Origin of the sequence: Amycolatopsis sp. WAC 04197, assembly GCF_003947475.1 — a bacterium.
GTDB lineage: Bacteria > Actinomycetota > Actinomycetes > Mycobacteriales > Pseudonocardiaceae > Amycolatopsis > Amycolatopsis japonica.
In genome coordinates, this window is record NZ_QHJK01000001.1 from 1273365 (window position 1) to 1296599 (window position 23235).

Annotated in this window: 17 protein-coding genes; 12 read left to right on the forward strand and 5 right to left on the reverse strand. The window is 70.3% G+C overall.

Annotated features, from left to right (window positions below; translation table 11 throughout):
• Window positions 1–62: 62 nt before the first annotated feature.
• Genes DMC64_RS06455 through DMC64_RS06480 form a run of 6 tightly spaced genes read left to right on the forward strand, consistent with a single transcriptional unit; the run spans window position 63 to window position 8892 of the window.
• Window positions 63–2132, forward strand: a complete 2070-nt coding sequence (locus DMC64_RS06455) for a molybdopterin oxidoreductase family protein (RefSeq protein WP_233629577.1) — start codon at window positions 63–65, stop codon at window positions 2130–2132.
• Window positions 2129–3556 carry an FAD-dependent oxidoreductase gene (locus DMC64_RS06460; protein ID WP_125732606.1) on the forward strand — a complete coding sequence of 476 codons (1428 nt, stop codon included), beginning with the start codon at window positions 2129–2131 and terminating at the stop codon, window positions 3554–3556. The genes DMC64_RS06455 and DMC64_RS06460 overlap by 4 nt, the downstream gene beginning before the upstream one ends.
• A gap of 29 nt (window positions 3557–3585) precedes the next feature.
• Window positions 3586–4944, forward strand: coding sequence for a NarK/NasA family nitrate transporter (locus DMC64_RS06465; protein WP_125732608.1), 1359 nt, complete (start codon window positions 3586–3588; stop codon window positions 4942–4944).
• Window positions 4944–7448: a nitrite reductase large subunit NirB gene (nirB, locus tag DMC64_RS06470; protein ID WP_125732610.1), complete on the forward strand. Its 2505-nt coding sequence runs from the start codon at window positions 4944–4946 to the stop codon at window positions 7446–7448. The genes DMC64_RS06465 and nirB overlap by 1 nt, the downstream gene beginning before the upstream one ends.
• Window positions 7445–7792 carry a nitrite reductase small subunit NirD gene (gene nirD, locus DMC64_RS06475; protein WP_125732612.1) on the forward strand — a complete coding sequence of 116 codons (348 nt, stop codon included), beginning with the start codon at window positions 7445–7447 and terminating at the stop codon, window positions 7790–7792. Before nirB ends, nirD begins: the two co-directional genes overlap by 4 nt.
• On the forward strand, window positions 7789–8892 hold the full coding sequence (locus tag DMC64_RS06480; protein ID WP_125732614.1) for a uroporphyrinogen-III synthase: 1104 nt from the start codon (window positions 7789–7791) through the stop codon (window positions 8890–8892). Before nirD ends, DMC64_RS06480 begins: the two co-directional genes overlap by 4 nt.
• A gap of 62 nt (window positions 8893–8954) precedes the next feature.
• On the opposite strand, the gene DMC64_RS06485 is transcribed toward DMC64_RS06480, so the two are convergent.
• On the reverse strand, window positions 8955–10073 hold the full coding sequence (locus DMC64_RS06485; RefSeq protein WP_125732616.1) for a DNA glycosylase AlkZ-like family protein: 1119 nt from the start codon (window positions 10071–10073) through the stop codon (window positions 8955–8957).
• A gap of 9 nt (window positions 10074–10082) precedes the next feature.
• Complete coding sequence (locus DMC64_RS06490) at window positions 10083–10478, reverse strand: DUF3224 domain-containing protein (RefSeq protein WP_038518972.1); 396 nt, start codon at window positions 10476–10478, stop codon at window positions 10083–10085.
• 60 nt (window positions 10479–10538) lie between these two features.
• Between DMC64_RS06490 and DMC64_RS06495 the strand changes: the two genes are divergently transcribed.
• Genes DMC64_RS06495 through DMC64_RS06505 form a run of 3 tightly spaced genes read left to right on the forward strand, consistent with a single transcriptional unit; the run spans window position 10539 to window position 13653 of the window.
• Entirely contained in the window at window positions 10539–11507 is a 969-nt protein-coding gene (locus DMC64_RS06495) for a YafY family protein (protein ID WP_125732618.1), read from the forward strand.
• Window positions 11500–12309: a uroporphyrinogen-III synthase gene (locus DMC64_RS06500; RefSeq protein ID WP_125732620.1), complete on the forward strand. Its 810-nt coding sequence runs from the start codon at window positions 11500–11502 to the stop codon at window positions 12307–12309. Before DMC64_RS06495 ends, DMC64_RS06500 begins: the two co-directional genes overlap by 8 nt.
• 54 nt (window positions 12310–12363) lie before the next feature.
• Window positions 12364–13653, forward strand: a complete 1290-nt coding sequence (locus DMC64_RS06505; RefSeq protein ID WP_037332051.1) for a sensor histidine kinase — start codon at window positions 12364–12366, stop codon at window positions 13651–13653.
• Between the two features lie 258 nt (window positions 13654–13911).
• Here DMC64_RS06505 and DMC64_RS06510 read toward each other — a convergent pair whose 3' ends face one another.
• Window positions 13912–14739 (reverse strand): siderophore-interacting protein, encoded by an 828-nt coding sequence (locus tag DMC64_RS06510; RefSeq protein WP_125732622.1) that lies wholly within the window; start codon window positions 14737–14739, stop codon window positions 13912–13914.
• Window positions 14740–14753: 14 nt separating this feature from the next.
• Window positions 14754–15077 carry an MGMT family protein gene (locus DMC64_RS06515; protein ID WP_037332048.1) on the reverse strand — a complete coding sequence of 108 codons (324 nt, stop codon included), beginning with the start codon at window positions 15075–15077 and terminating at the stop codon, window positions 14754–14756.
• Window positions 15078–15131: 54 nt separating this feature from the next.
• On the opposite strand from DMC64_RS06515, the gene DMC64_RS06520 reads away from it, so the two are divergent.
• Both DMC64_RS06520 and DMC64_RS06525 read left to right on the forward strand, forming a co-directional pair.
• Window positions 15132–18347, forward strand: a complete 3216-nt coding sequence (locus tag DMC64_RS06520) for an ATP-dependent DNA helicase (RefSeq protein ID WP_199754903.1) — start codon at window positions 15132–15134, stop codon at window positions 18345–18347.
• Window positions 18344–21601: an ATP-dependent helicase gene (locus DMC64_RS06525; protein WP_125732625.1), complete on the forward strand. Its 3258-nt coding sequence runs from the start codon at window positions 18344–18346 to the stop codon at window positions 21599–21601. Before DMC64_RS06520 ends, DMC64_RS06525 begins: the two co-directional genes overlap by 4 nt.
• A 66-nt stretch (window positions 21602–21667) precedes the next feature.
• On the opposite strand, the gene DMC64_RS06530 is transcribed toward DMC64_RS06525, so the two are convergent.
• Window positions 21668–22054: a hypothetical protein gene (locus DMC64_RS06530; RefSeq protein ID WP_125732627.1), complete on the reverse strand. Its 387-nt coding sequence runs from the start codon at window positions 22052–22054 to the stop codon at window positions 21668–21670.
• Between the two features lie 88 nt (window positions 22055–22142).
• On the opposite strand from DMC64_RS06530, the gene DMC64_RS06535 reads away from it, so the two are divergent.
• Window positions 22143–23219 (forward strand): TrkA family potassium uptake protein, encoded by a 1077-nt coding sequence (locus tag DMC64_RS06535; protein ID WP_037332041.1) that lies wholly within the window; start codon window positions 22143–22145, stop codon window positions 23217–23219.
• The last annotated feature ends 16 nt before the right edge of the window (window positions 23220–23235 follow it).

Sequence of the window (23235 nt, forward strand, 5' to 3'; positions counted from 1 at the left end):
GAGTTTTCAGGTAACACGGCCTACCTACCTTCGAGCGCTATCGACGCCTGGAGGAGGTGCCCGTGCCGCTCGCCGCCCCCACCGTGACCGCGGTGGACACGCACTGCCCCTACTGCGCCCTGCAGTGCGGGATGAGCCTCGACGGCGCCCGGGTCGCCCCGCGCGACTTCCCGGTCAACGCCGGCGGCCTGTGCCAGAAGGGCTGGACGTCGGGGGAGCTGCTCACCTCGCCGTCCCGTCTGACGACGCCGCTGATCAGGGTCGACGGCGAACTCCGGCCCGCGACCTGGGACCAGGCCCTCGACCTCGTCGCGAAGCGCCTCACCGAGATCCGCGCGGCCAAGGGCGCCGACGCGGTCGCCGTCTTCGGCGGCGGCGGGCTGACCAACGAGAAGGCCTATCTGCTGGGGAAATTCGCCCGCGTCGCGCTGGGCACGTCGCAGATCGACTACAACGGCCGGTTCTGCATGTCTTCGGCGGCCGCCGCCGGGATCAAGGCGTTCGGCGCCGACCGCGGGATGCCGTTCCCGGTCACGGATCTCGCCGACGCCGACGCGGTATTGCTGATCGGCGCGAACCCGGCCGAAACGATGCCGCCCTTCACGCAGCACCTGCGGGGCGCGGACCTGATCGTCGTCGACCCGCGCCGCACGCCGACCGCCGAGCTGGCCGGACTGCATCTGCAGCCCGCGCCGGGTACCGATCTCGCGCTCGCGCAGGGAATCCTGCACGCCGTCGTCGCCGACGGCCTGCTCGATCAGTCCTATGTGGACAAGCGCACGAACGGTTTCGAAGAGTTGTGGCGTTCGGTCGCGGCCTGGTGGCCGGAGCGTGTCGAGCAGATCACCGGCGTCTCCGCCGCCGACCAGCGACGCGTCGCCGCCAAGCTCGCCGCGGCCCGCAACGCCTACGTCCTCACCGCGCGCGGCACCGAACAGCACGCCAACGGCACCGCGATGGTCAACGCCTGGATCAACCTCTCGCTCGCCCTCGGCCTGCCGGGGCGCAAGGGATCCGGTTTCGGCTGCCTGACCGGCCAGGGCAACGGCCAAGGCGGTCGTGAGCACGGGCAGAAGGCGGACCAGCTGCCCGGCTACCGCAAGATCGACGACCCCGCCGCGCGCGAGCACGTCGCCGGAGTCTGGGGTGTGTCGCCGGAATCCCTGCCGGGGCCGGGGCGTTCGGCCGTCGAGCTGCTCGAGGCGCTCGGCACCGAAGACGGGCCGAGCGCGCTGATGGTGTTCGGCAGCAACCTCATCGTTTCCGCGCCCGGCGCCGGGAACATCCAGGACAAAGTGTCCTCTTTGGACTTACTGGTGGTCTCGGATCTCGTCCTCTCGGAGACGGCGGCGATGGCCGACGTCGTCCTGCCGGTCACCCAGTGGGCCGAGGAGGACGGCACGATGACCAACCTCGAAGGCCGGATCCTCCTGCGGCGCAAGGCGATCGATCCGCCGTCCGGCGCGAAGACCGATCTCTATGTGCTTTCCGAACTCGCCCGTCGGCTCGGCCAGCCCGACGGACGGTTCCCGACGGACGCGGAGACCGTCTTCACCGAGCTCCGGCGTGCGTCCAAGGGTGGCGTCGCCGACTACTCGGGTGTCACCTACGACCGGCTCCGCGCCGGTGAGGCCCTCTACTGGCCTGTCCCGACGGAATCGCATCCCGGCACACCGCGGATGTTCCTCGACTCCTTCGCCCATCCGGACGGCCGCGCGCGGTTCGTGCCGGTGGACCACGTCGGCCCGGCCGAACCCCCGGACGCCGAATTCCCCTTGCAGGCCACCACCGGACGGGTCCTGCAGCACTACCAGTCCGGGGCGCAGACCCGGCTGGTCAAGGAACTCAACGACGTCGTGGCGGAGGCCTTCGTGGAAGTTCATCCCGACACCGCTGCCCGCGCGGGGCTGGCCGAGGGCGACCTCGCGCTCGTGCGCTCCCGTCGCGGGGAGACCGTCGCACGTGTCCGCTGTGTGGCGTCGCTACGCCCCGATCTGGTGTTCCTGCCGTTCCATTTCCCCGGTGAGGGCAGGGCGAACCTGCTGACCAACCCGGCGCTCGACCCGACGAGCCGGATGCCCGAGTTCAAGGTGTGCGCGGTCGCGCTCGCCCCGGCCGAGGCCGTCGCGTGAGCCCCCGGTCGGTGGTCATCGCCGGATACGGGATGGCGGGCGCGCGGCTCGCGGACGAGATCCAGCGCCGCGACCCCGAGGGCGAGCGCGTGCGGCTCACCGTCGTCGGCGCGGAGGAACACACCGCCTACAACCGGGTGCTGCTCTCGTCGGTGGTCGCCGGCACCATGCGGCCCGAGGCCGTCCGGCTGCACGACGACGAATGGCCGTCCCGTACCCGCGCTGACCTGCGCCGAGGGGTCTCCGCGACGTCGATCGACCGTGATGCGCGGCGGGTCCACCTCGACGACGGGTCCACAGTGGACTACGACGCGCTCGTGCTCGCGACCGGCGCCAATCCGTGGATGCCGCCGGTCGAAGGGCTCGAACCCGGTCCGGACGTCGTCGCGTTCCGCACCCTCGACGACTGCGCCCGCATCCTCGACGCCGCCAGGCTGGGCGCGCCGGTCGCGGTGCTCGGCGGCGGGCTGCTCGGCCTGGAGGCCGCGCGCGGCCTCGCCGGACGCGGGAACCTCGTCACCGTCGTGCATCCGATGCCGCACATCATGGAACGGCAGCTGGACGCGGAGTCGGCACGGGTGCTGACCAGGAAGCTCGAAGAACTCGGCGTCGCCTTCCGGCTCGGTGTCGGGGCCGCGCGCTACGTCAGCGGCGACGGGCTCAAACTCGACGACGGCACGCACGTCCCCGCCGATCTCATCGTCGTCTCCACCGGCGTCCGGCCGGAGACGAAACTGGCCGTGGACGCCGGGCTGACCGTCGAGGGCGGCGTCGTCGTCGACGATCTGCTGCGCACCAGCGACGGCCGGATCCACGCGATCGGCGATTGCGCCAAACATCCCGGCGCGTTCGGCGGGCTCGTGCAGCCCGCGTGGGAACAGGCCGCCGTCGTCGCGGATCTGGTCACCGGAACGAAATCCGCGTCTCGGTACCGCGGCACCCAGGCGGTGACGAGGCTGAAGGCTCGCGGCATCGACCTCACCGCGCTCGGTGAGACGATGACCGGCGCGGACGATCCGACCGCCGAGGTGCTCACTTTCAGCGACCCGGCGGGCTGCCGCTACGGCAAGCTCGTCATCCGCGAAAACCGCGTGGCAGGCGCCATCCTGCTCGGCCTGCCCGACGCGGCCGCGACGATCACGCAGCTCTACGACCGGGGCACCCCGGTGCCCGAAGACCGCCTGGCGGTCCTTTTAGGACGCTCGCTGCCGCCAGGCGCGCCGTCGGCGTCGAGCCCGGCCGATCTGCCCGCGTCGGCGGTCATCTGCCGCTGCAACGCGGTGACCAAGGGGCGGCTCGTCGAAGCGTGGCGCGGCGGCGCCACCGACGTCCCCGCCCTCGCCGGGGCGACCCGCGCGACGACCGGCTGCGGCGGCTGCAAGGACGCCGTGAGCGGGGTCGCGAAATGGCTGGCCGCCCAGTGAACCCGAACGCATCCACCAAGGAGGACCTCATGGAAGCTCGTGGAAAGCGCTGGATCGAGCACTGGGATCCCGAGAACGAGCGGTTCTGGGAGGAGACCGGGAAGAAGATCGCCCGGCGGAACCTCTGGTTCTCCATCCTCGCCGAGCACATCGGCTTCTCCGTCTGGACACTGTGGTCGGTCATGGTCCTGTTCATGGGCCCGCAGTACGGCTTCTCCGCCGCCGACAAGTTCCTGCTGGTCTCCACCCCGACGCTGATCGGCGCGCTGATGCGGCCGCTCTACACCTTCGCGGTGGCGCGGTTCGGCGGCCGGAACTGGACGATCGTCAGCGCCCTGTTGTTGCTGGCGCCCACGATTCTGGCGGCGATCGCGATGCAGCCGGGCACCTCGCTCGGCACGTTCCTGCTGATCGCCGCGCTCGGCGGGGTCGGCGGCGGGAACTTCGCGTCGTCGATGACCAACATCAACGCGTTCTACCCGGAGAAGTACAAGGGCTGGGCGCTCGGGCTCAACGCGGGCGGCGGAAACCTCGGCGTGGCGGCGATCCAGCTGATCGGCCTGCTGGTCATCGGTACCGTCGGCGCCACGGCGCCGCGGGTGGTGCTCTACATCTACATTCCGCTGATCGTGGTCGCCGCGACCTGCGCGTACTTCTTCATGGACAACCTCGCCTCGATGAAGGGCGACACCAAGGCGATGCGCGAGATCGTCAAGGACCCGCACACCTGGGTGATGTCGTTCCTCTACGTCGGCACGTTCGGTTCGTTCATCGGCTACAGCTTCGCTTTCGGCCTGGTGCTGCAGAACCAGTTCGGCCGGACGCCGCTGCAGGCGGCCGCGGTGACCTTCCTCGGCCCGCTGCTCGGCTCGTTCTCGCGGCCGACGGGCGGCTGGCTGGCCGACCGGATCGGCGGCGGCAAGGTCACCTTCGTGACGTTCGTCGGCATGGCCGCGGCGACCGTGGTGCTGATCCTGGCCTCGACGTCGAAGTCGCTGGCGCTGTTCACCGTCGCGTTCATCGTGCTGTTCGTGCTCACCGGTATCGGCAACGGCTCGACGTACAAGATGATCCCGGCGATCTTCCGCGCCAAGGCGAAGGTCGCGATCAGCGAGGGCGCGGACGAGACGTTGGAGATGCTCAAGGCGCGCAAGCTTTCCGGCGCGCTGATCGGGCTGGCCGGCGCGATCGGCGCACTCGGCGGGTTGTTCATCAACCTGGCCTTCCGCCAGTCGTTCGCGGACACGAAGAGCGGGGTGCCGGCGTTCGTCGCCTTCCTGGTCTTCTACGGCCTGTGCTTCGCCGTCACGTGGGCGGTGTATCTGCGCAAGCAGCAGTCGGAGGTGGCGAGCACCCGAGGCCTGGCGCTCGCCGGAGCGGAGGTCTGATGCGGAAACTCGTCGTCGTCGGACATGGCATGGTCGCGCACCGGCTCGTCGAGGCGGTGCGCGCGGAGGACAAGGACGGCCAGTGGCAGGTCGTGGTGCTCGCCGAGGAGGCGCGCCCAGCGTACGACCGGGTCGCTCTGACGTCCTATGTGGACACCTGGGATCCGGCCTCTCTCGCCCTGGATGGCGCGGACTACGCGGGTGATCCGCTGGTCGAGCTGCGGCTCGGTGACCCGGTCGCTTCGGTGGATCGCGAGCGCAAGATCGTCGTCACCGAAGCGGGCCACGAGCAGCCGTACGACACGCTGGTGCTCGCGACCGGTTCGCGGCCGTTCGTCCCGCCGGTACCGGGACACGACCTCCCCGGCTGCTTCGTCTACCGGACGATCGAGGACCTCGACGCCATCCGGGAAGCCGCTCAGCGGCCCGGCCGCGGACGTCGTTCGGCGGTCGTCATCGGTGGCGGGCTCCTGGGACTGGAGGCCGCGAAGGCGTTGCGGGACATGGGTCTCTCGCCGCACGTGGTCGAGATGGCGCCGCGCCTGATGCCGCTGCAGGTCGACGAGGGTGGCGGCGGGCTGCTCCGGCGGCTGATCACCGACCTCGACGTGACCGTCCACACGGGAACGTCGACCGACGCCATCGAGCCGGACGGCGAACGCTACATCGCGCGGCTCGGCAACGGCACCGAGCTCGACGTCGACCTGGTCGTGTTCTCGGCCGGTATCCGGCCGCGGGACGATCTGGCCCGCTCGTCCGGGCTGGAAGTCGGTGCGCGCGGCGGGATCCTGGTCGACGACACCTGCCGGACGGCCGATCCCGCGGTGTACGCGATCGGCGAATGCGCGGCCGTCGACGGCAAGGTGTACGGCATCGTGGCCCCCGGTTACGCGATGGCGGAGATCGTCGCGGCGCGGCTGACCGGCGGCGAGGGCACGTTCCCCGAGCCGGACATGTCGACGAAGCTCAAGCTCATGGGCGTCGACGTCGCCAGCTTCGGCGACGCGCACGCGGCGACCGAGGGCGCGCTCGAGGTCGCGTTCAACGACGCCGTCGCCGGGACGTACAAGAAGCTCGTCGTCTCGGACGACTCGAAGACATTGCTCGGCGGCGTCCTGGTCGGCGACGCGAGCGAGTTCAACACGCTGCGCGCGATGGTCGGCAGGCCACTGCCCGCCGAGCCGGGCGCGATCCTCGCCCCGGCCGGTGGCGGAGCGGCGGTCGGCGTCGACGCGCTGCCGGACGCGGCGCAGATCTGTTCGTGCAACGCGGTTTCCAAAGGCGCGATCACGCACGCGATCACCGAAGAGGGCTGCGATTCGGTCGCCAAGATCAAGGGCTGCACCCGGGCCGGAACCGCATGCGGCTCCTGTGTCCCGCTACTGGGCAAGCTGCTGACGGCGTGCGGTGTCGAGCAGTCGAAGGCGTTGTGCGAGCACTTCACGCAGTCGCGCGCGGAACTGTTCCAGATCCTGCAGGCCACCCGGATCACCACGTTCAGCGAGATGATCGACCGCTACGGCACCGGGACCGGCTGCGCGATCTGCAAACCGGCGATCGCGTCCATCCTGGCCACGCTGGGCAACGGGCACATCCTCGCCGGCGAGCAGGCGACCCTGCAGGACACCAACGACAAGTTCCTCGCGAACCTGCAGCGCAACGGGACGTACTCGGTGGTCCCGCGGATCCCCGGCGGCGAGATCACGCCGGAGAAGCTCATGGTGATCGCGCAGGTGGCGATGGACTTCGGGCTGTACACCAAGATCACCGGCGGGCAGCGGATCGACCTGTTCGGCGCCATCGTCGACCAGCTGCCGCTGATCTGGCGGCGGCTCGTCGACGCCGGGTTCGAATCGGGGCACGCGTACGGGAAGTCTTTGCGCACGGTCAAATCCTGTGTCGGTTCGACGTGGTGCCGCTACGGCGTGCAGGACAGCGTCGGGCTCGCTATCGAGCTGGAGCTGCGGTACCGCGGCCTGCGCTCGCCGCACAAGCTGAAGTCGGCCGTTTCGGGCTGTGCGCGGGAATGCGCGGAGGCGCGGAGCAAGGACTTCGGCATCATCGCCACCGACAAGGGCTGGAACCTCTACGTCGGCGGGAACGGCGGCGCGACCCCGCGGCACGCGGATCTGCTCGTGTCCGAAGTGGACACCGAGACGCTGATCCGCACGATCGACCGGTTCCTGATGTTCTACGTCCGCACGGCCGACCGCCTGCAGCGCACCGCCCCGTGGGTCGAGGAGATGGAAGGTGGGCTCGACCACCTGCGCGCGGTGATCGTCGACGACAAGCTCGGCATCTGCGAAGACCTCGACGCGGCGATGGCCAAACACGTCGGGGACTACGCCGACGAGTGGCGCGGTGTGCTGGAGGATCCGGAGAAGCTGGCGAAGTTCAGCTCGTTCGTCAACGCGCCCGGCACCCCGGATCCGACGATCTCGTTCCGTACCGAACGTGACCAGAAGGTTCCCGTCCTGCTGGGCATCCCGGAGGTGAAACAGTGACGACGTCGATCGAGCGCACCTGGACCGCCGTCTGCGCGGCGGGCGCGGTCCCCGAATGGTCCGGTGTCGCGGCCCTGCTCGACGGTGGGACGCAGGTGGCCATCTTCCGGCTTTCGGGCGACCGATGGTACGCGCTGTCCAATGTGGACCCGATCAGTGGTGCGGCGGTGCTTTCGCGAGGGATCGTCGGCGACGCGGGCGGTGTTCCCGTGGTGGCTTCGCCGGTGTACAAGGAACGCTTCGATCTGCGCACCGGCTCGTGCCTCGACGCCGAAGGGGTCTCGGTCGCCGCGTATCGGGTCCGGGTCACCAGGGGTGTGGTGGAGGTGGAATTCTCACCGTGACAGAAGTCCTTCCCCTGGCGGGATTCGTCATCGGGATCACGGCGGCGCGACGGGCTGACGAGCTCGGCGCGCTGTTCGTGCGTAAGGGTGCGACCGTGCGCTACGGCCCGGCGATCCGGATCGTGCCGCTCGCCGACGACACCGAACTGCGGTCGGCCACCATGCGCCTGCTGGAAGACCGGGTCGACGTCGTCGTCGCGACGACCGGGATCGGCTTCCGCGGCTGGGTCGAGGCGGCCGAAGGCTGGGGGCTGGGGGAGGAGCTGCTGGCCAGACTGGGGCAGTCTTCGCTACTCGCGCGAGGCCCGAAGGCCAAGGGCGCGATCCGCGCGGCCGGACTTTCGGAGGACTACTCGCCCGCCTCGGAAAGCAACGCCGAGGTGCTGAGACATCTGCTCGATTCCGGTGTGGACGGTCAGCGGATCGCGGTGCAGCTGCACGGCGAGCCGCTTCCGTACTTCGTGGACAGTCTGCGTTCCGCGGGCGCCGACGTGATCGAGGTGCCGGTGTACCGGTGGGTCGGGCCGTCCGATCCCGGGCCGCTGGACCGGCTGCTGGACGGTGTCCTCGACGGTTCGGTGGACGCGTTGCCGTTCACCAGCGCACCCGCGGTGGCGTCCCTGCTGGCGGTGGCGAAGCGGACCGGACGGCTGCCGGGAGTCGTGGGAGCGCTGGAGAAACGGGTCGTGGCGGCCTGCGTCGGGCCGATCACCGCGGCACCGCTGGCCGCGCTCGGGATCCCGACGGTGCAGCCGACGCGGTCGCGGATCGGGGCGCTGGCACGGACGGTGTCCGACGCGCTCGAGTCCCGTTCGCCGCGGCTGACCGCGGGCGGGCGGAGTATCGAACTGCGGGGTCAGGCGGCGCTGGTCGACGGTCAGTGGTGCGACATCGCGCCCGCGCCGATGGCCCTGCTGCGGGCGCTGGCGGAATCGCCGGGGCGGGTGTTCTCCCGGCGGGAACTGGTCTCCGCGCTCCCCGACGGCGGCGAGGAACACGCCGTCGAGACCGCCATCGGCCGCCTGCGGAGCTCTTTGGGCGCGCCGAAACTGGTCCAGACGGTGGTGAAACGCGGCTACCGCCTGGCCGTCGACCCCTGACGCCCGCATTTCGTCCTCTGAATGCGGTATTCGCATCCAGAGGACGAAATGCGGGAGGTCGTTCAGGAGAAGGTGACGCGGTGGTCGGGGAATTCCCGGGCGGCGGCGACGCGGGCGGCCTCCTCCTCGGCCGCCTTCCGGACGGCCGGGCGGAGGGCGTCGAACGGGGTGACGGTGAAGTCGAGCCGCTTCTTCCCGCTCCCCTTGGCGCGCCACACGCCGGCGATCTCGCCGTCGGCCAGCAGCGCGCCGGGGCTGCCGAGGATCTTCCAGACCTCCTTCTGCCGGGCCTTGTCCGGCACCAGCACGGCTCGGTCGCGCGCCTGGACGAACGGATCGAGCGGCGGCAGCAGGCGCACCACGTCCGGCTCGGGCGGATTCTCCAGCAGCGTCACCCGGTCTTCCGGCAGGAAGGCCTTCTTGCCGCCGACGCGGACCTCGGCCAGGCCGTCCGGCCACATGGCGTCGACCCCGGTGCGGGTCGTCCCGACGTAGGCGGCGGCGTCGCCGGGAGCGGCGGGACCGTTGATCCGCAGGTAACCCTCGACCACGCGGGTGGCCGCCTGGACGTCCGGCGTCGTCTTGAGCCGCCCGCGCCTTTCCAGCGGTGCCAACGTCGCCGGGGTCGCGCCCGCCTCCAGCCGGACCCCGGCGTGGATCGACGCGACCCGCATCAACTGCTCGTAGATGTGCACGACACCGCAGCCGCGGCAGGCGTACGACAGGCCGTCAGGGATCAGCTTCGTGACCGCGCCGCTCACCGTGCCCTTGGTCTGGACGCCGGTGACGACCTCGCGGATCGCCTTCGCCGCGGTGAACAACGCGTCCGTCGCGGACATGCCCGCGTCGTCGACCTGCTTGCGCTGCCAGAGGATCCGGGCCATCGCGTCCTTCTCGTCGAGAGGCACGAGAGCGGCCCGGATAGCGTCCAGCTCCGCACGGCGGTGGAAATGCGGCGCGCCGCGATGCGTCCACGCGAGCACGAACCGGTCGTCGCCCCAGACACCGGGCGTGATGTCGCCGTCGATCCGGGCGGCGAGGCCCAGCAGGGCGGTGTCCCGCACGGAATCCTGCAGCCCGAGGTCGAACACGGCCGCCGCGGCCGGATCCGTCTCCTCACGGTGCAGGCCGTGCGCGGCGATCCGGTACGCCAGCACCTGCTCGCGATCGACCTCGAGCACTGGTCCTCCTTAAAGCGAGTAGTCGAGCGTGTACGACATCGTCGGCTCGCCGAGGGCGCCCGTCGTGGTGCCGCTGCCGGTGATCCCGGCGAGTTCACCCGTTCCGGAACCCTCGACCACCGTGAACGCCGACCTGATCCCCTGTGTGTCGAACCCGGTGTCGTGCTTGATCACGAAGCTGCCCTTGCGTCCGTCCACGCTGCCCTCGATCCGTTCGAGGCCGGGAGAGGTCGTGTCGCCGCCGTCGTAACCCTCACCCGCGTAGTACAGCAGGTAGTCGAGGACCGACTCGCCCTCGATCAGCCCGCTGTAGGCGAGCGTGGCGTGTGCGTAAGCGACTCGCGGCGCGCCCTCCGTGCCGCTGACGACGGATTCTTCCCAGTTCTTCATGGCGAACGTGTTCATGGGTTCACCCTGTCAGCCATACCTGTCAGGATGTGTCAGGTTTTAGGGGATACTGGATTCATGCGCGCGAGCAGGCTCCTGTCCGTCCTCCTCCTGCTGCAGAACCGCGGCCGGATGACGGCCGAGGAGCTGGCGACCGAGCTGGAGGTGTCGGTCCGCACGGTCTACCGCGACGTCGAGGCGCTGTCCGCGGCCGGCGTGCCGGTGTACGCCGATCGCGGGCGCACGGGCGGCTATCAGCTGGTCGACGGCTATCGCACGCGGCTGACCGGGCTGACCGAGGAGGAGGCGCAATCGCTTTCGCTGGCGGGTCTGCCCGGCGCGGCCACCGAACTCGGCCTCGGCACGGTCCTCGCGGCCGCTCAGCTCAAACTGCACGCGGCCATGCCGTCGGAGCTGCGTGCCGGGGCGAGCAAGATCTCCGAACGGTTCTACCTCGACGTCCCCGGCTGGCATCGCGGGATCGAAAGCCTGCCGCGACTGTCCGAACTGGCCGACGCGGTCTGGCACGGGCGGCGCGTCAAGGTCCGGTACGAACGCTGGGGGCAGAGGAAGGTCGACCGCGTACTCGATCCGCTGGGCCTCATCCTCAAGGCGGGGAACTGGTATCTCGCGGCGCGGTGCGACGGCACCGACCGGACGTACCGCATCTCCCGGATCGAAGAACTCGAAGACCTCGGCGAGACCTTCGAGCGGCCTTCCGACTTCGACCTCGCGCGTTACTGGCACGAATGGTCGGAGCAGTTCGAAAAGCGGATGTACTCGCGGACGGCGGTGGTGCGGCTGAACGAGTTCGCCCGCATACTGCTGCCGTTCTACCTCGGGGCGGTCGGGGCCCGGGCGTTGCGGGAAACCACCGCGAAACCGGACGAAGACGGCTGGCTGACGATGGAACTGCCCGTCGAACCGGGAGAATCGGCCGTCGGCGAACTGCTGCGGTTCGGCGGGAACCTCGAAGTGCTCGAACCGCCGGAGCTGCGCGAGCGGCTGGCGGAGGAGATCGGGAAGATGGGCGCGGTTTATGGCTGACCTGGACGGCATCACGATCGGGATCACCGCGGAGCGGCGGGCCGACGATTTCATCGGCGCGCTGACCCGGCAGGGCGCGAGGGTGCTGCACGCGCCCACCATCCGGATCGTCCCGCTGCCCGACGACACCGAACTGCGGGCGGCGACGGACGCCGTGCTGGCCGGGCCGGTCGGGTTCACCGCCGTCACCACCGGCGCCGGATTCCGTGGCTGGCTTTCGGCGGCCGAAGGCTGGGGACTGCACGAGCCGTTGTTGGACCGGCTGGCGGCGTCACGGATCTTCGCGCGCGGGCCGAAGGCGGTGGGCGCGGTGCGTGGTTTCGGCCTCCGGGAGGAGTTTTCCGCGCCCGAGGAGAGCAACGCCGAGCTGTTCGAAGGATTGCGGGACGCCGGGGTTCGCGGCGAACGGGTCGCGGTCCAGCTGCACGGCACCCTGCTGCCCGAACTCACCGCGTCGTTGCGGGACGCGGGCGCGGACGTCGTCCAGGCACAGCCGTATCGCTGGCTTTCGCCCGTGGACGTCGCACCTGTGCACGAACTCGTCGAAAGCGTGATCGCCGGACGCGTGCACGCTTTGGCCTTCACTTCCGCTCCCGCTGCGGCGAACCTGCTCACGCTGGCGGGCCCGCGCCGTGAAGAACTTCTCGCCGCACTGCGAGGTCCGGTGCTGTGCGCGTGCGTCGGACCGGTGACCGCGGCGCCGTTGGAAGCCGCCGGGGTGCCGACCGTCCAGCCCGAACGTCAGCGGCTCGGCGCGTTGGTCAAACTTCTCGTCGCGGAACTGCGCATTCGGCCGTCTTGACGCGGGAAGACCGCTTTGCCAGGCTCGACACATCGGACGCGGGGAGGGCGGCGGATGTCCGAGTCTCAATCGGTCACCTTCGTGCGCGCGATGTTGCGAAAGGGTTCTTCGGTACTGGGCGCCAGCCCCGCCGACGAAGCACCCGACCCGGATTCGGTGCCGGACTGGCGCTATCGCGAGGACTCCGCGGACACGCTGCTGATGCGCGCGATCCGGTACTCCGCGCTGGGCCCGATCTTCTACCGCGTGGCCGCGTTTCCGAAGGTGTACATCGGTTTCCTGGTCGCGAACGGCTCGGCGGGGATCGTTCCGGTGCTGAGCACGACGATCCTCGGGATGCTGCTCAACGTCTTCGCGGTCTGGTGGGTGGTGCGCGGCCGCGGGATCCGGGCGAAGACGTCCGGACGGCTGATGTACGCGGATCTCGCCGTCGGCGTGGTGCTGACGACGATCGTGGCCACCGCGGCGCCGACCGAGATCCAGCCGTTCGCCATCGACGTCGCGTGGACGTGGATGGTCGGGACGGTGGCGTTGTGGACGCTGTCGTTCGGGCTGCCCGCGGCTTGTCTGCTGCTGATCGCGGCCGTGCCGTTCCGGGCCTTCCTGACCTGGGCCGGCGGGCTCCCGCTCGACCATCCGCTCGCGACGAGCCGGTCGGTGGGGTGCATGGTCGCGCTCGTCGTGGCGATGGTGACCACGGCCGGGATCCTGATCCTGCTCGGTGTCGGCACCCGGTTCGCGCTGGGCATCGGGATGCGGCGGGGGCAGCGCGCCGAACGCCTGCGGACCCAGCGGGTGATGCACGATTCCGTGCTGCAGACGTTGGAAGCGATGGGACTCGAAGCGCCGGACGACGATTCCGCCGCCGCGGAACGGCTCGCGGAGATGCGCGCGACGGCGCGGGCGCAAGCGGCAGAACTGCGGCGTGAACTGACCGGCCCTGACGCGCCTTCGGCCCGGGGTCTCGCGGCGGACCTCGCCGAGGTCGCCACCGAAATGGCGCGCGACGGCCTCCGCACGCAGCTCGTCGCCGCCGAGACCGAAGAGGACTACCGCCTCTCACACGCGCGCCGGACCGCCATCCGTGACGCCGTCCGCGAAGCGCTTCGAAACACCGTGAAGCACGCCGGGACGAAACAGGTCGTGCTTCGCGTCGAGGAGTGCGAAGGCGGCGTCGCGGTCATCGCGCGGGATCAGGGGACCGGCTTCAGCATGCTGGACCGGCCGCCGGGTTTCGGGATCAGCCAGTCGATCATGGCGCGGCTGGCGGAGGTCGGCGGGCGGGGGACGATCGATTCGCATCCGGGGCGGGGGACCCGGGTGACGCTCTGGGTGCCGCACTGAGGTCGGTGGTAGCAAAGGACCTTTGCTCTCGCTTGCTTAGCATGGCTACGTAAGTGGTAGCAAAGGTCCCTTGCTCCCTTCCTGCAGGTCAGACGCCTGCCGGGCGGGTGCTGATGTCTCAAAGGGTCCCTTCGGGACGTCCAACGTCCCAAAGGTGGCCTTCAGGACATGCCACCGGCGGCCCGCATGTCATGAAAGGGTCGTTCAGGACATAAAACGTCCTGAACGACCCTTTCATGACACATCGCGAGAAGCCCCTCAGTCCTCCTCGGCCGGAGCCTCCCCCGCCTCCGCCTGCCGCATCGCCTCACGGCCGGCGGCCTCTTCGCTGACCCCCTGCCGCCAGTACCCCGTGAAGCAGATCGCCCGCTTGTCGATCCCGCGCTCCCGCACGAGGTGCCGCCGCACCAGCTTCACCATGTTCGCCTCGCCGGAAATCCACGCGTAGGCCGTCCCGCCCGGCAGTTCCGCCTTCCGCACGGCCTCCAGGACCGCCGAGCCGACGTCACCGGAACCGCGCACCACCCAATGCAGCTCCACGGTGCCTTGGGTTTCGAAGACCTGCCTGTCTTCGCGATCACTGATCTCGATGTAGACCAGCGCTTGCGTGCCGGCGGGCAGCGCCTCGACGATCGCGCCGATCGCCGGGATCGCGGTCTCGTCGCCGATCAGCAGCTGCCAGTTCGTCTCCGAAGGTACGTCGTAGAGCCCGTGCGGCCCGAGGAAAGCGACCCTGTCGCCCTCCGAAGCGCGCGAAGCCCACGCGGAGGCGGGGCCTTCGTCGCCGTGCAGCACGAAGTCGATGTCGACCTCCTGCACGGACGGCCGCAGCGCGCGCACGGTGTACGTGCGCATCGGCGGGCGGACGTCGTCGGGCATCGCGAGGTAGGTCCGGTACCAGGACAGCACTTCGTCGCCGTTCAGCGGCGCGGGCAGCACGGGTTCCGCCTGGCCGGGCTGCGGGAAGAACACCTTCAGGTACTGGTCGGGCGCCTGGTCCACCAGCGACGCCCCCGAGAAGGTCACCCTGCTCATATGCGGGGTGAGCCGCCTGACGCCGGTCACCTTCGCCTCGATGTAGCTCATTAGGGGAGGCTAACCTAAAAGAGCGCGCCGGGACCAGCGTCGTCGCCGGGATCACGTTGCCAGCGGTATTTCCGCAGGTCGACGCGCTGTCCGTCGGGTATGACGCCTTCCGCGCGCAGTCGTTGCAGCTGTTCGTCGACCAGATGCGGAGCCGGCGTCCCGTCGGCCCGCAGGATGCGGTGCCAAGGCAGGTCCTGGCCGTCCTCGCCGAGGATCCGGCCGACCAGCCGCGGTGACGGCGCCCCCGAAACCGACGCTATATCCCCATAAGTCGCGACCGAGCCGGCGGGCACGCTCGCGATGACCTCGCGCACCCGCTCGTGCAGTTCGTCATCCATGGGACCACTTTGCCGTGCCGCTGCGAGGTTGTGTCGGCGGGGCGTGGTTCCATCGTGGGCGTGAACGGGCGGCGAACAGCGGCAGGAACCGACGCGCGGCTGGTCCGCACGCCGGTCACCGGCACGCCGTCCTTCCAATGGGATCACGGCGCCCGCCGCCTGCTGGCAGCCCCGGACGGGTTCCGCAGGGTCCTCGGCGGCCCCGGCACGGGTAAGACGGCCTTGCTGGCGTCGGCGGCGTCGCGGCGTATCGCGGAGGGCGCGAATCCGGAGAGCGTGCTCATCCTGACCACCTCCCGCAAGGCGGCCGAGGCCCTGCGCGCCGACATCACCCATCGGCTCACCACCGATCCGGAAGAGGATCCGCTGCCCCGCACGATCCGCGAGCCGCTTGTGCGCACGGTGCATTCGTACGCGTACGCGCTGTTGCGAATGGAGGCGCAAGCCGACGAGCTCCCCCCGCCCCGCCTGCTGGCCGGGGCGGAGCAGGACGTCGTCGTCCGCGATCTGCTCGCCGGCGACATCGAGGAAGGCGCGCTCGACTGGCCGGAACAGCTGCGTCCCGCGCTGGGCGTGCCCGGTTTCGCCGAGGAGCTGCGTGACCTCCTGCTCCGCGCCGCCGAACGCGGGCTCGGCCCGGAGGATCTGGTCGAACTCGGCAGGCGGCGCGGCCGCGAAGAGTGGATCGCGGCCGGACGCTTCTGGAGCCAGTACGAAGAGGTCACCCTGCTGCAGGGCGCGGGCGGCAACGCGCTCGGCGTGGCGAGCGCGCCCGCGCTGGACGCGGCGGAGCTCGTCACTTCCGCCCTGCTCGCCTTGGAGGACGACCCGGACCTGCGTGAACGCGAGCAGCGGCGCGTCCGGCACCTGTTCGTCGACGACGCGCAGCATCTCGACCCGCTGCAGACCCAGCTCGTCCGGCTCATCGGGCACGCGGCCGACGAGTTCGTCGTCGCGGGTGACCCCGATCAGTCCGTGTTCTCCTTCCGTGGCGCGGATCCCCGCCTGTTCGCCGACGCGGACGAGGACGGCGAGCGCACGGTCCTGCTGACCACGGCGCATCGGCTCGCGCCCGTCATCCGCACGGCCGTCACGAAACTCGGTTCCGTGCTGCCCGGCTCGTCGCCGCAGCGCAAACTCGTCGACGCGCCGGACGCCGAGGGCGGTGTCGTCCGTGTCCGCCTGATGCCGACCCCGGCCGCCGAGGCGAGCTGGATCGCCGATCAGCTGCGCCGCGCGCATCTCGTCGACGGCGTGCCGTGGTCGGAGATGGCGGTGCTCGTCCGATCGCCCGCCCGTACTTTCCTTGTCCTGCAACGTGCTCTGCGCGCGGCCGGGGTGCCCATCGGCTCGGCCACGGAGGAGCTGCCGCTCGCGAAGCAGCCCGCAGTTCGTCCTCTGCTGGCGATGCTGCGGCTCGCCGCGGATCCGGAACTGCTCGACGTCGACCTCGCCGAGATGCTGCTCTCCTCGCCTTTGGGCGGCGCGGATCCGCTCGCCCTGCGGCGGCTGCGGCGCGGGTTGCGCAGGCTGGAGCTCGCGGGCGGCGGGCAGCGGTCCAGCGACGAACTGTTGGTCGAAGCCTTGCGCACCAACGATGTTCTCACCGGCCTCGCCGAAGCCGAGTCGCTCCCGATGCGCCGGATCGGCGGTCTGCTGCACGCGGCGCATCAGGCCGTGGTGCGCGGGGACGGCGTCGAGCAGGTGCTGTGGGATCTGTGGCAGGCCAGCGGTCTGGAACAGCGTTTGCTGCGGCTGGTCGATCGTGGTGGATCGCTGGGTTCGCAGGCGGATCGCGACCTCGACGCGATCGTCGCGCTCTTCGACGCGGCCGGTCGCTATGTCGACAGATTGCCGAAGGCGAGTGTCGCCTCGTTCGCGGATTACCTGTCCTCGCAGAACATCGCGGGTGACACGCTGGCTCCCGCGGCCATGAAGAGCGAGGGCGTCTCGCTGCTCACGGCACACGCGTCCGCGGGTCGCGAGTGGACGGTCGTGTCAATCGCCGGTGTCCAGGAAGGCAGCTGGCCGGATCTGCGGTTGCGCGGATCCGTGCTCGGTGTCGAGCGGCTGGTCGACCTCATGTCCGGGGTCGACGACGAAAAGGTGTCCGCCACCGCGCCGATCCTCGCCGAAGAGCGGCGGCTGTTCTACCTCGCCGCCAGCCGGGCGCGGAAGACGCTGCTGGTCAGCGCGGTCGCGGGGGAGGACGAGCAGCCCTCGCGGTTCATCGACGATCTGGAGGAGAACGGCGCGGACGACGGCGGACTCGACTCGCGGATGAAACCGGCGGGACGTTCGCTGGTGCTCGCCGAACTCGTCGGTGAGCTGCGCGAGGTCGTCTGTGCTGAGACAAGCGACCCGGAACGGCGGCGGCGCGCGGCGCGTCAGCTCGCGAAACTGGCCACGGCCGGGGTGCCGGGCGCGCATCCGAGCACCTGGTACGGCCTGCTGGAACCGTCGACCGGCGAACCCGTGCACGGGCCGGGTGACCTCATCCGCATCTCACCGTCCACTGTGGAGGTTCTGGTCAAATGCCCGTTGCGCTGGCTGATCGAACGCCACGGCGGCAGTGACCCCGCGCAGCTCGCCGCGGTCACCGGAACACTGGTGCACGGGCTCGCGCAGGCGGTCGCCGGCGGCAGCAGCGACGAGCAGATCCGCGCCGCCCTCGACGAGGCATGGGTACGGGTCGACGCCGGGGCGCCGTGGTTCTCGCGCCGCGAGCGGTCGCGGGTCGAGCAGATGCTGCGGAACTTCATCTCCTGGCTGGAATCCAGCCGCAAGGAGCTGATCGAAGCCGGGGTCGAGCAGGACATCGAGGTCGAACTGCCCGTCGGCGATGACGACGTTCGCGTGCTCCTGCGCGGCCGCGTCGACCGGGTGGAGATGGACAAGGACGGCCGTCCGGTCGTCATCGACATCAAGACCGGCAAGGTCCCGATCTCCGCCGCCGACGCCGAACAACATCCGCAGCTGGCCGCGTATCAGCTCGCCGTGCTGCTCGGCGCGGTCGAGGGCGGTTCGAAACCCGGTGGCGCGCGGCTGGTCTACGTCGCGAAGTCCAACAACAAGACCGGATCCACCCAGCGCGAACAGGCGCCGTTGGACGAGGACAGCGGCAAGCAATGGCTCGAACTGGTGCGCTCGGCGGCCGGATCCGCCGCGGGCCCGGAGTACGGCGTCACCGAGAACCCGGACTGCGATCGTTGCCCGGCAAGGGGTTGCTGTCCGCTGCGCCCCGAGGGCAGGCAGGTGACCGGCCCTTGATCTCCGAACTCCAGCGCCGCCAGGTCGAGCCGGGTGAGATCGCCCGCGCGCTCGGCCTGCACAGCCCCACCGACGAGCAGGCCGAGGTCATCGCGGCACCCATCGAGCCGTCGCTGGTCGTCGCGGGCGCCGGCGCGGGCAAGACCGAGACGATGGCCGCGCGCGTCGTCTGGCTGGTGGCCAACAGTGTCGTGCCGCCGGAACGCGTGCTCGGCCTGACCTTCACCCGCAAGGCCGCTCGTCAGCTCGGCGAACGCGTCCGCACCCGGCTGCGACGGCTCGTCGGATCGGGACTGCTCGACAAGATCGACCCGACCGGCGACCTGCGCACGACGGTGACCGCGGGCGAGCCGACCGTGCTCACCTATCACGCGTATGCCGGGCGGCTCCTGTCCGAACACGGCCTGCGGCTGCCCGTCCAGCCTGGCGTCCGGCTGCTTTCGGAGACGTCTTCGTGGCAGTTCGCGCATCGCGTCGTGTCCACTTGGGACAATGACCTCGACACCGATCGTGTGCCCTCGACGGTGACGGCGCAGTTGCTGGCGCTGGCCGGGGAACTCGGCGAGCACCTCGTCGAGACCGAACGGCTGGCGCAGTACACGTCTTGGCTGTGCGAGGTCATCGAGAACGCGCCGAGGGCGAAGGGGCAGCGTGCTTCGCTGCCGCAGAAGCTGGCCGAAGTCATGACGGCGCAACGGTTCCGGCTCGCGCTCCTGCCGCTGGTCGAGGCGTATCACACGCGGAAGCGGGCGGAAGGCGCGCTCGACTTCGCCGACCAGATGTCGCTGGCTGCGCAGCTCGCCAGTAGCTATCCGGCGGTGGTCGCGGGCGAGCGCGAACGCTACGGCGCCGTCCTGCTCGACGAGTACCAGGACACCGGGCACGCCCAGCGGATCCTGTTGCGTTCGCTGTTCGGCGGGGTCGAACATCCGCCGATGCCGGTGACCGCGGTGGGCGACCCGGCGCAGGCCATCTACGGCTGGCGCGGTGCGAGCGCGGCGAACCTGCCCCGGTTCACCACGGACTTCCCGCGCGACAACGGCGAACGGCTCGTTCCAGCCCTGGATTTCGGGCTGCTGACCAGTTTCCGCAATCCGCCCGAGGTGCTCGAACTCGCGAACGCGATCTCGGAACCGCTGCGGGAACGCGGCCTCGGTGTCGCGCGGCTGCGCGCGCTGGAGGGCGCGGGGGCCGCCGACATCGCCGCCGCGCTGCTGCCGGACATCCGCGCCGAACGCGAGTGGGTGGCCGACGCGGTGGCGAAATGCTGGTTCCAAACCGTGGAGGAGACCGGAAAACCACCGACCGCGGCGGTGCTGGTGCGCCGTCGTGCCGACATGGCGCCGATCGCGGCGGAGCTGCGGGCGCGTGGACTTCCGGTGGAGGTCGTCGGTCTCGGTGGCCTTCTCGACGAACCCGAGGTCGCGGATCTGGTGAGCACGTTGCGGGTGCTCGCCGATCCGCTCGCGGGCAGCGCCGCCGCTCGGCTGCTGACCGGGGCGCGCTGGCGGATCGCGGCGGCCGACCTCGCGGCGTTGTGGCGCCGGGCGGGCGAACTCTCGTCGCCGGTGCCGCCGTCGGGAAAGTCCGATGTGGACGAACCGGTGCTGGTGACCGAGCGGGTCGAGCAGGCGGGGCTCGCCGACGCGATCGACGATCCCGGGACGCCGGAACGCTATTCGCCCGAGGGATACCGGCGTATCCGGAAGATCGGCGCCGAGCTCTCGGCGTTGCGACGACGGCTCGACCAATCGCTGCCCGAACTGGTCGCCGACGTGGAACGCACGATGCTGCTCGACGTCGAGTCGCTGGCCCGTCCCGGCCCCGCCGGCCGCGCGCACCTGGACGCTTTCGCCGACGTCGTCACGGATTTCGCCGAGACGTCGCCGACGGCCACTCTTTTGTCCTTTGTGGACTATCTGAACACGGCCGCGCACGCGGAAGACGGGCTCACCCCCGGCGAGGTGGAGGTGGTCCCGGATCGGGTCCAGGTGCTGACGGTGCACTCGGCCAAGGGGCTGGAATGGCGTATCGTCGCGATTCCGCATCTGGTCAAGGAGGTCTTCCCCGGGCGGCGGCGTTCGTCGTCGTGGCTGCGGACGTCGACCTCGCTGCCCGCCGCGCTGCGCGGGGACTCGGAGGATCTGCCGGAGCTGCGGATCCCCGAAGGCGCGGACCGCAAGGAAGTCCAGGAAGCGCTGGAACTGCACGAAGAAGGTTTCGTCGCGCGGGAAGCGGATGAAGAGCGGCGGCTCTGCTACGTCGCGCTGACCCGCTCCGAGCACACCATGCTGATCTCCGGCCATTGGTGGAACGAGAGCAGCGCGCGGCCGAAGGGGCCGTCGGAGTTCTTGCTGGAAATCGGCGAGGTGATGCGGGGGAACTCGGTCGGCCGGATCGAGCACTGGGCCGACGAACCCGAGACCGACGGCGAGAACCCGCTGGTCGCCGACTCCCGCCGGTCGCGATGGCCGGTCGATCCGCTGTGGCCGCGGCGCGAGGGCGTCACGAACGGCGTCGACATGGTGCTCGGGGCGATGGAAGACGCCGAGCATGCCGAGGAGGAGGAAGAGGACGATCCGGACGGCTGGATCTCCGACACCAAGGTGCTGCTGGAGGAGCGGGCGCGGGCGCGGGACCGGGTGCAGCAGGTCGTCCTGCCGCCGCATCTCTCGGTGAGCCAGCTGGTCGAGCTGTCGGCCGATCCCGCCGCGCTGGCCAAACGGCTGCGGCGGCCGCTTCCCGTGCGCCCCAACACCTACGCGCGGCGGGGCACGGCGTTCCACGGCTGGCTGGAGCAGCGGTTCGGCGGCGAGCAGCTGCTGGAGATCCACGACCTGCCGGGGGCTGCGGACGTCGACGAGGCGCCCGACACCGAGCTGGAGGCGCTGCAGACCGCGTTCGAGAAGAGCGAGTGGGCGCATCGGGTGCCGCACGCGGTCGAGGTGCCGTTCTCGGCGGACGTCGTGGGCGTGACGGTGCGCGGGCGGATGGACGCCGTGTTCGCCGACGCGGACGGCGGCTGGACCGTCGTCGACTGGAAGACCGGTGCCGTCCCGGAAGCCGACCGGCTCGAATCGCTGGCCGTGCAGCTGGCGGCGTACCGGCTGGCTTGGGCGGCGTTGAAGAACATCCCCGTGGAGAAGGTGCGGGCGGCGTTCCACTACGTGAAACACGACAAGACCGTCCGCCCGGCGGATCTGCTGGACGCCGAAGGACTACGTCAGCTCCTGCGAAGCGTCCCGACGATCTAGCGTTTAGTCCTCTGAATGCGGTCCTTGCGCGCGCAACTACCGCATCCAGAGGACTAAATGCGGGGGTCAGGCCCGGTCGCGGACCTTGAGTGCCCAGGTCACCAGCGGGATCTGAAGCGGGACTCGGGCCCAGAAGGCCGCCCGCCAGTGCTTCGGTGCCTTCCGGCGGTCGGCGTCGACGGCCATCTTCACGTTCCCCGGCAGGACCACGACGAACAGCAGCGCGGCCGCGAGCCCGCCGAGCCGTCGCGTCTTCGGATTGGCGATCGCGGCGGCGACGCCCAGCTCGGCCACGCCGGATCCGTAGGTCCACGCCCGAGGGGAGCCGGGAAGCTGCTTCGGGATGATGGCGTCGAAGGGTTTCGGCTGGACGAAGTGCAGGACACCGGCCGCGCCGAGCAGGCCGGCGAGGAAATGGGCGGGCCGCTGAGACGGTCGAGAATCCGAAGACATGCCTTGAGCTTCGCATACCGAGCTGAACGGAAGGTTCTTCGGCTATCCTCCCGACCGTGAGTGACGCGGACCAGGCCGGAGCCTGTGCATGAGGGTTCTCAAGCGTTTCCCGGTCAGGCTGAGCGACCGCCCGGACCACGAGCTCGTCGGCGTGATCCGGATGCCGGAACTGACGGTCAGCCCGCTGCGGTCGATCCTCAAACGGATCATCGGCGCGATGCTCGCCCTGCTCGCGACCGTGCTGATCGTCTACCTCGACCGGGACGGCTACCGCGACGCGAACGGCGACGGGCTCACGTTCCTCGACAGCCTCTATTACGCGACGGTGTCGCTGTCGACCACGGGTTACGGCGACATCGCGCCCGCGACGCCGTCCGCGCGGCTGGTGAACGTCCTGGTGATCACCCCGCTGCGGGTGCTCTTCCTCATCGTCCTGGTCGGTACCACACTCGAAGTGCTCACCGAGCGCTCCCGCCAGGCTTTCAAGATCCAAAAGTGGAGGACGAAGGTGCGTGACCACACGGTCGTCGTCGGATTCGGCACGAAGGGCCGGTCGGCGGTCAACGCGCTGCTCGGGGACGAGAACGTCGAACCCGACCACATCGTCGTCGTCGACACCGATCAGCAGGCCCTCGAAGCGGCCACGTCACTCGGGCTGGTGACCGTGCACGGCTCGGCCACCCGCGCCGACGTGCTGCGCGTCGCCGGGGTCCAGCGGGCGCGCGCCGTCGTCGTCGCCCCGAACCGGGACGACACCGCCGTGCTGGTCACGCTGACGGCCCGTGAGCTGGCGCCGAAGTCGCATATCGTGGCGTCGGTGCGGGAGGCGGAGAACGTCCACCTGCTGAAGCAGTCGGGCGCGAACCAGGTCGTGGTGTCGAGCGAGACCGCCGGGCGCCTGCTCGGCATGGCGACGTCGACGCCGCTGGTGGTCGACATGGTCGAGGACCTGCTCACCCCGGAGTCCGGTCTCGCGATCGCCGAACGCCCGGTGGAACCGTCCGAAGAGGGCGGGTCGCCGCGGCATCTGCCGGACATCGTGCTGGGTGTCGTCCGCGACGGCGTGCTGTACCGGGTGGACGCCCCGCAGGCGGACGCGATCGAGCCGGGGGACAAGCTGCTCTACATCCGCAAGGTGACCGCGGCGGAGACGATCGAGCGGTAGCAGGGGACCTTTGCTA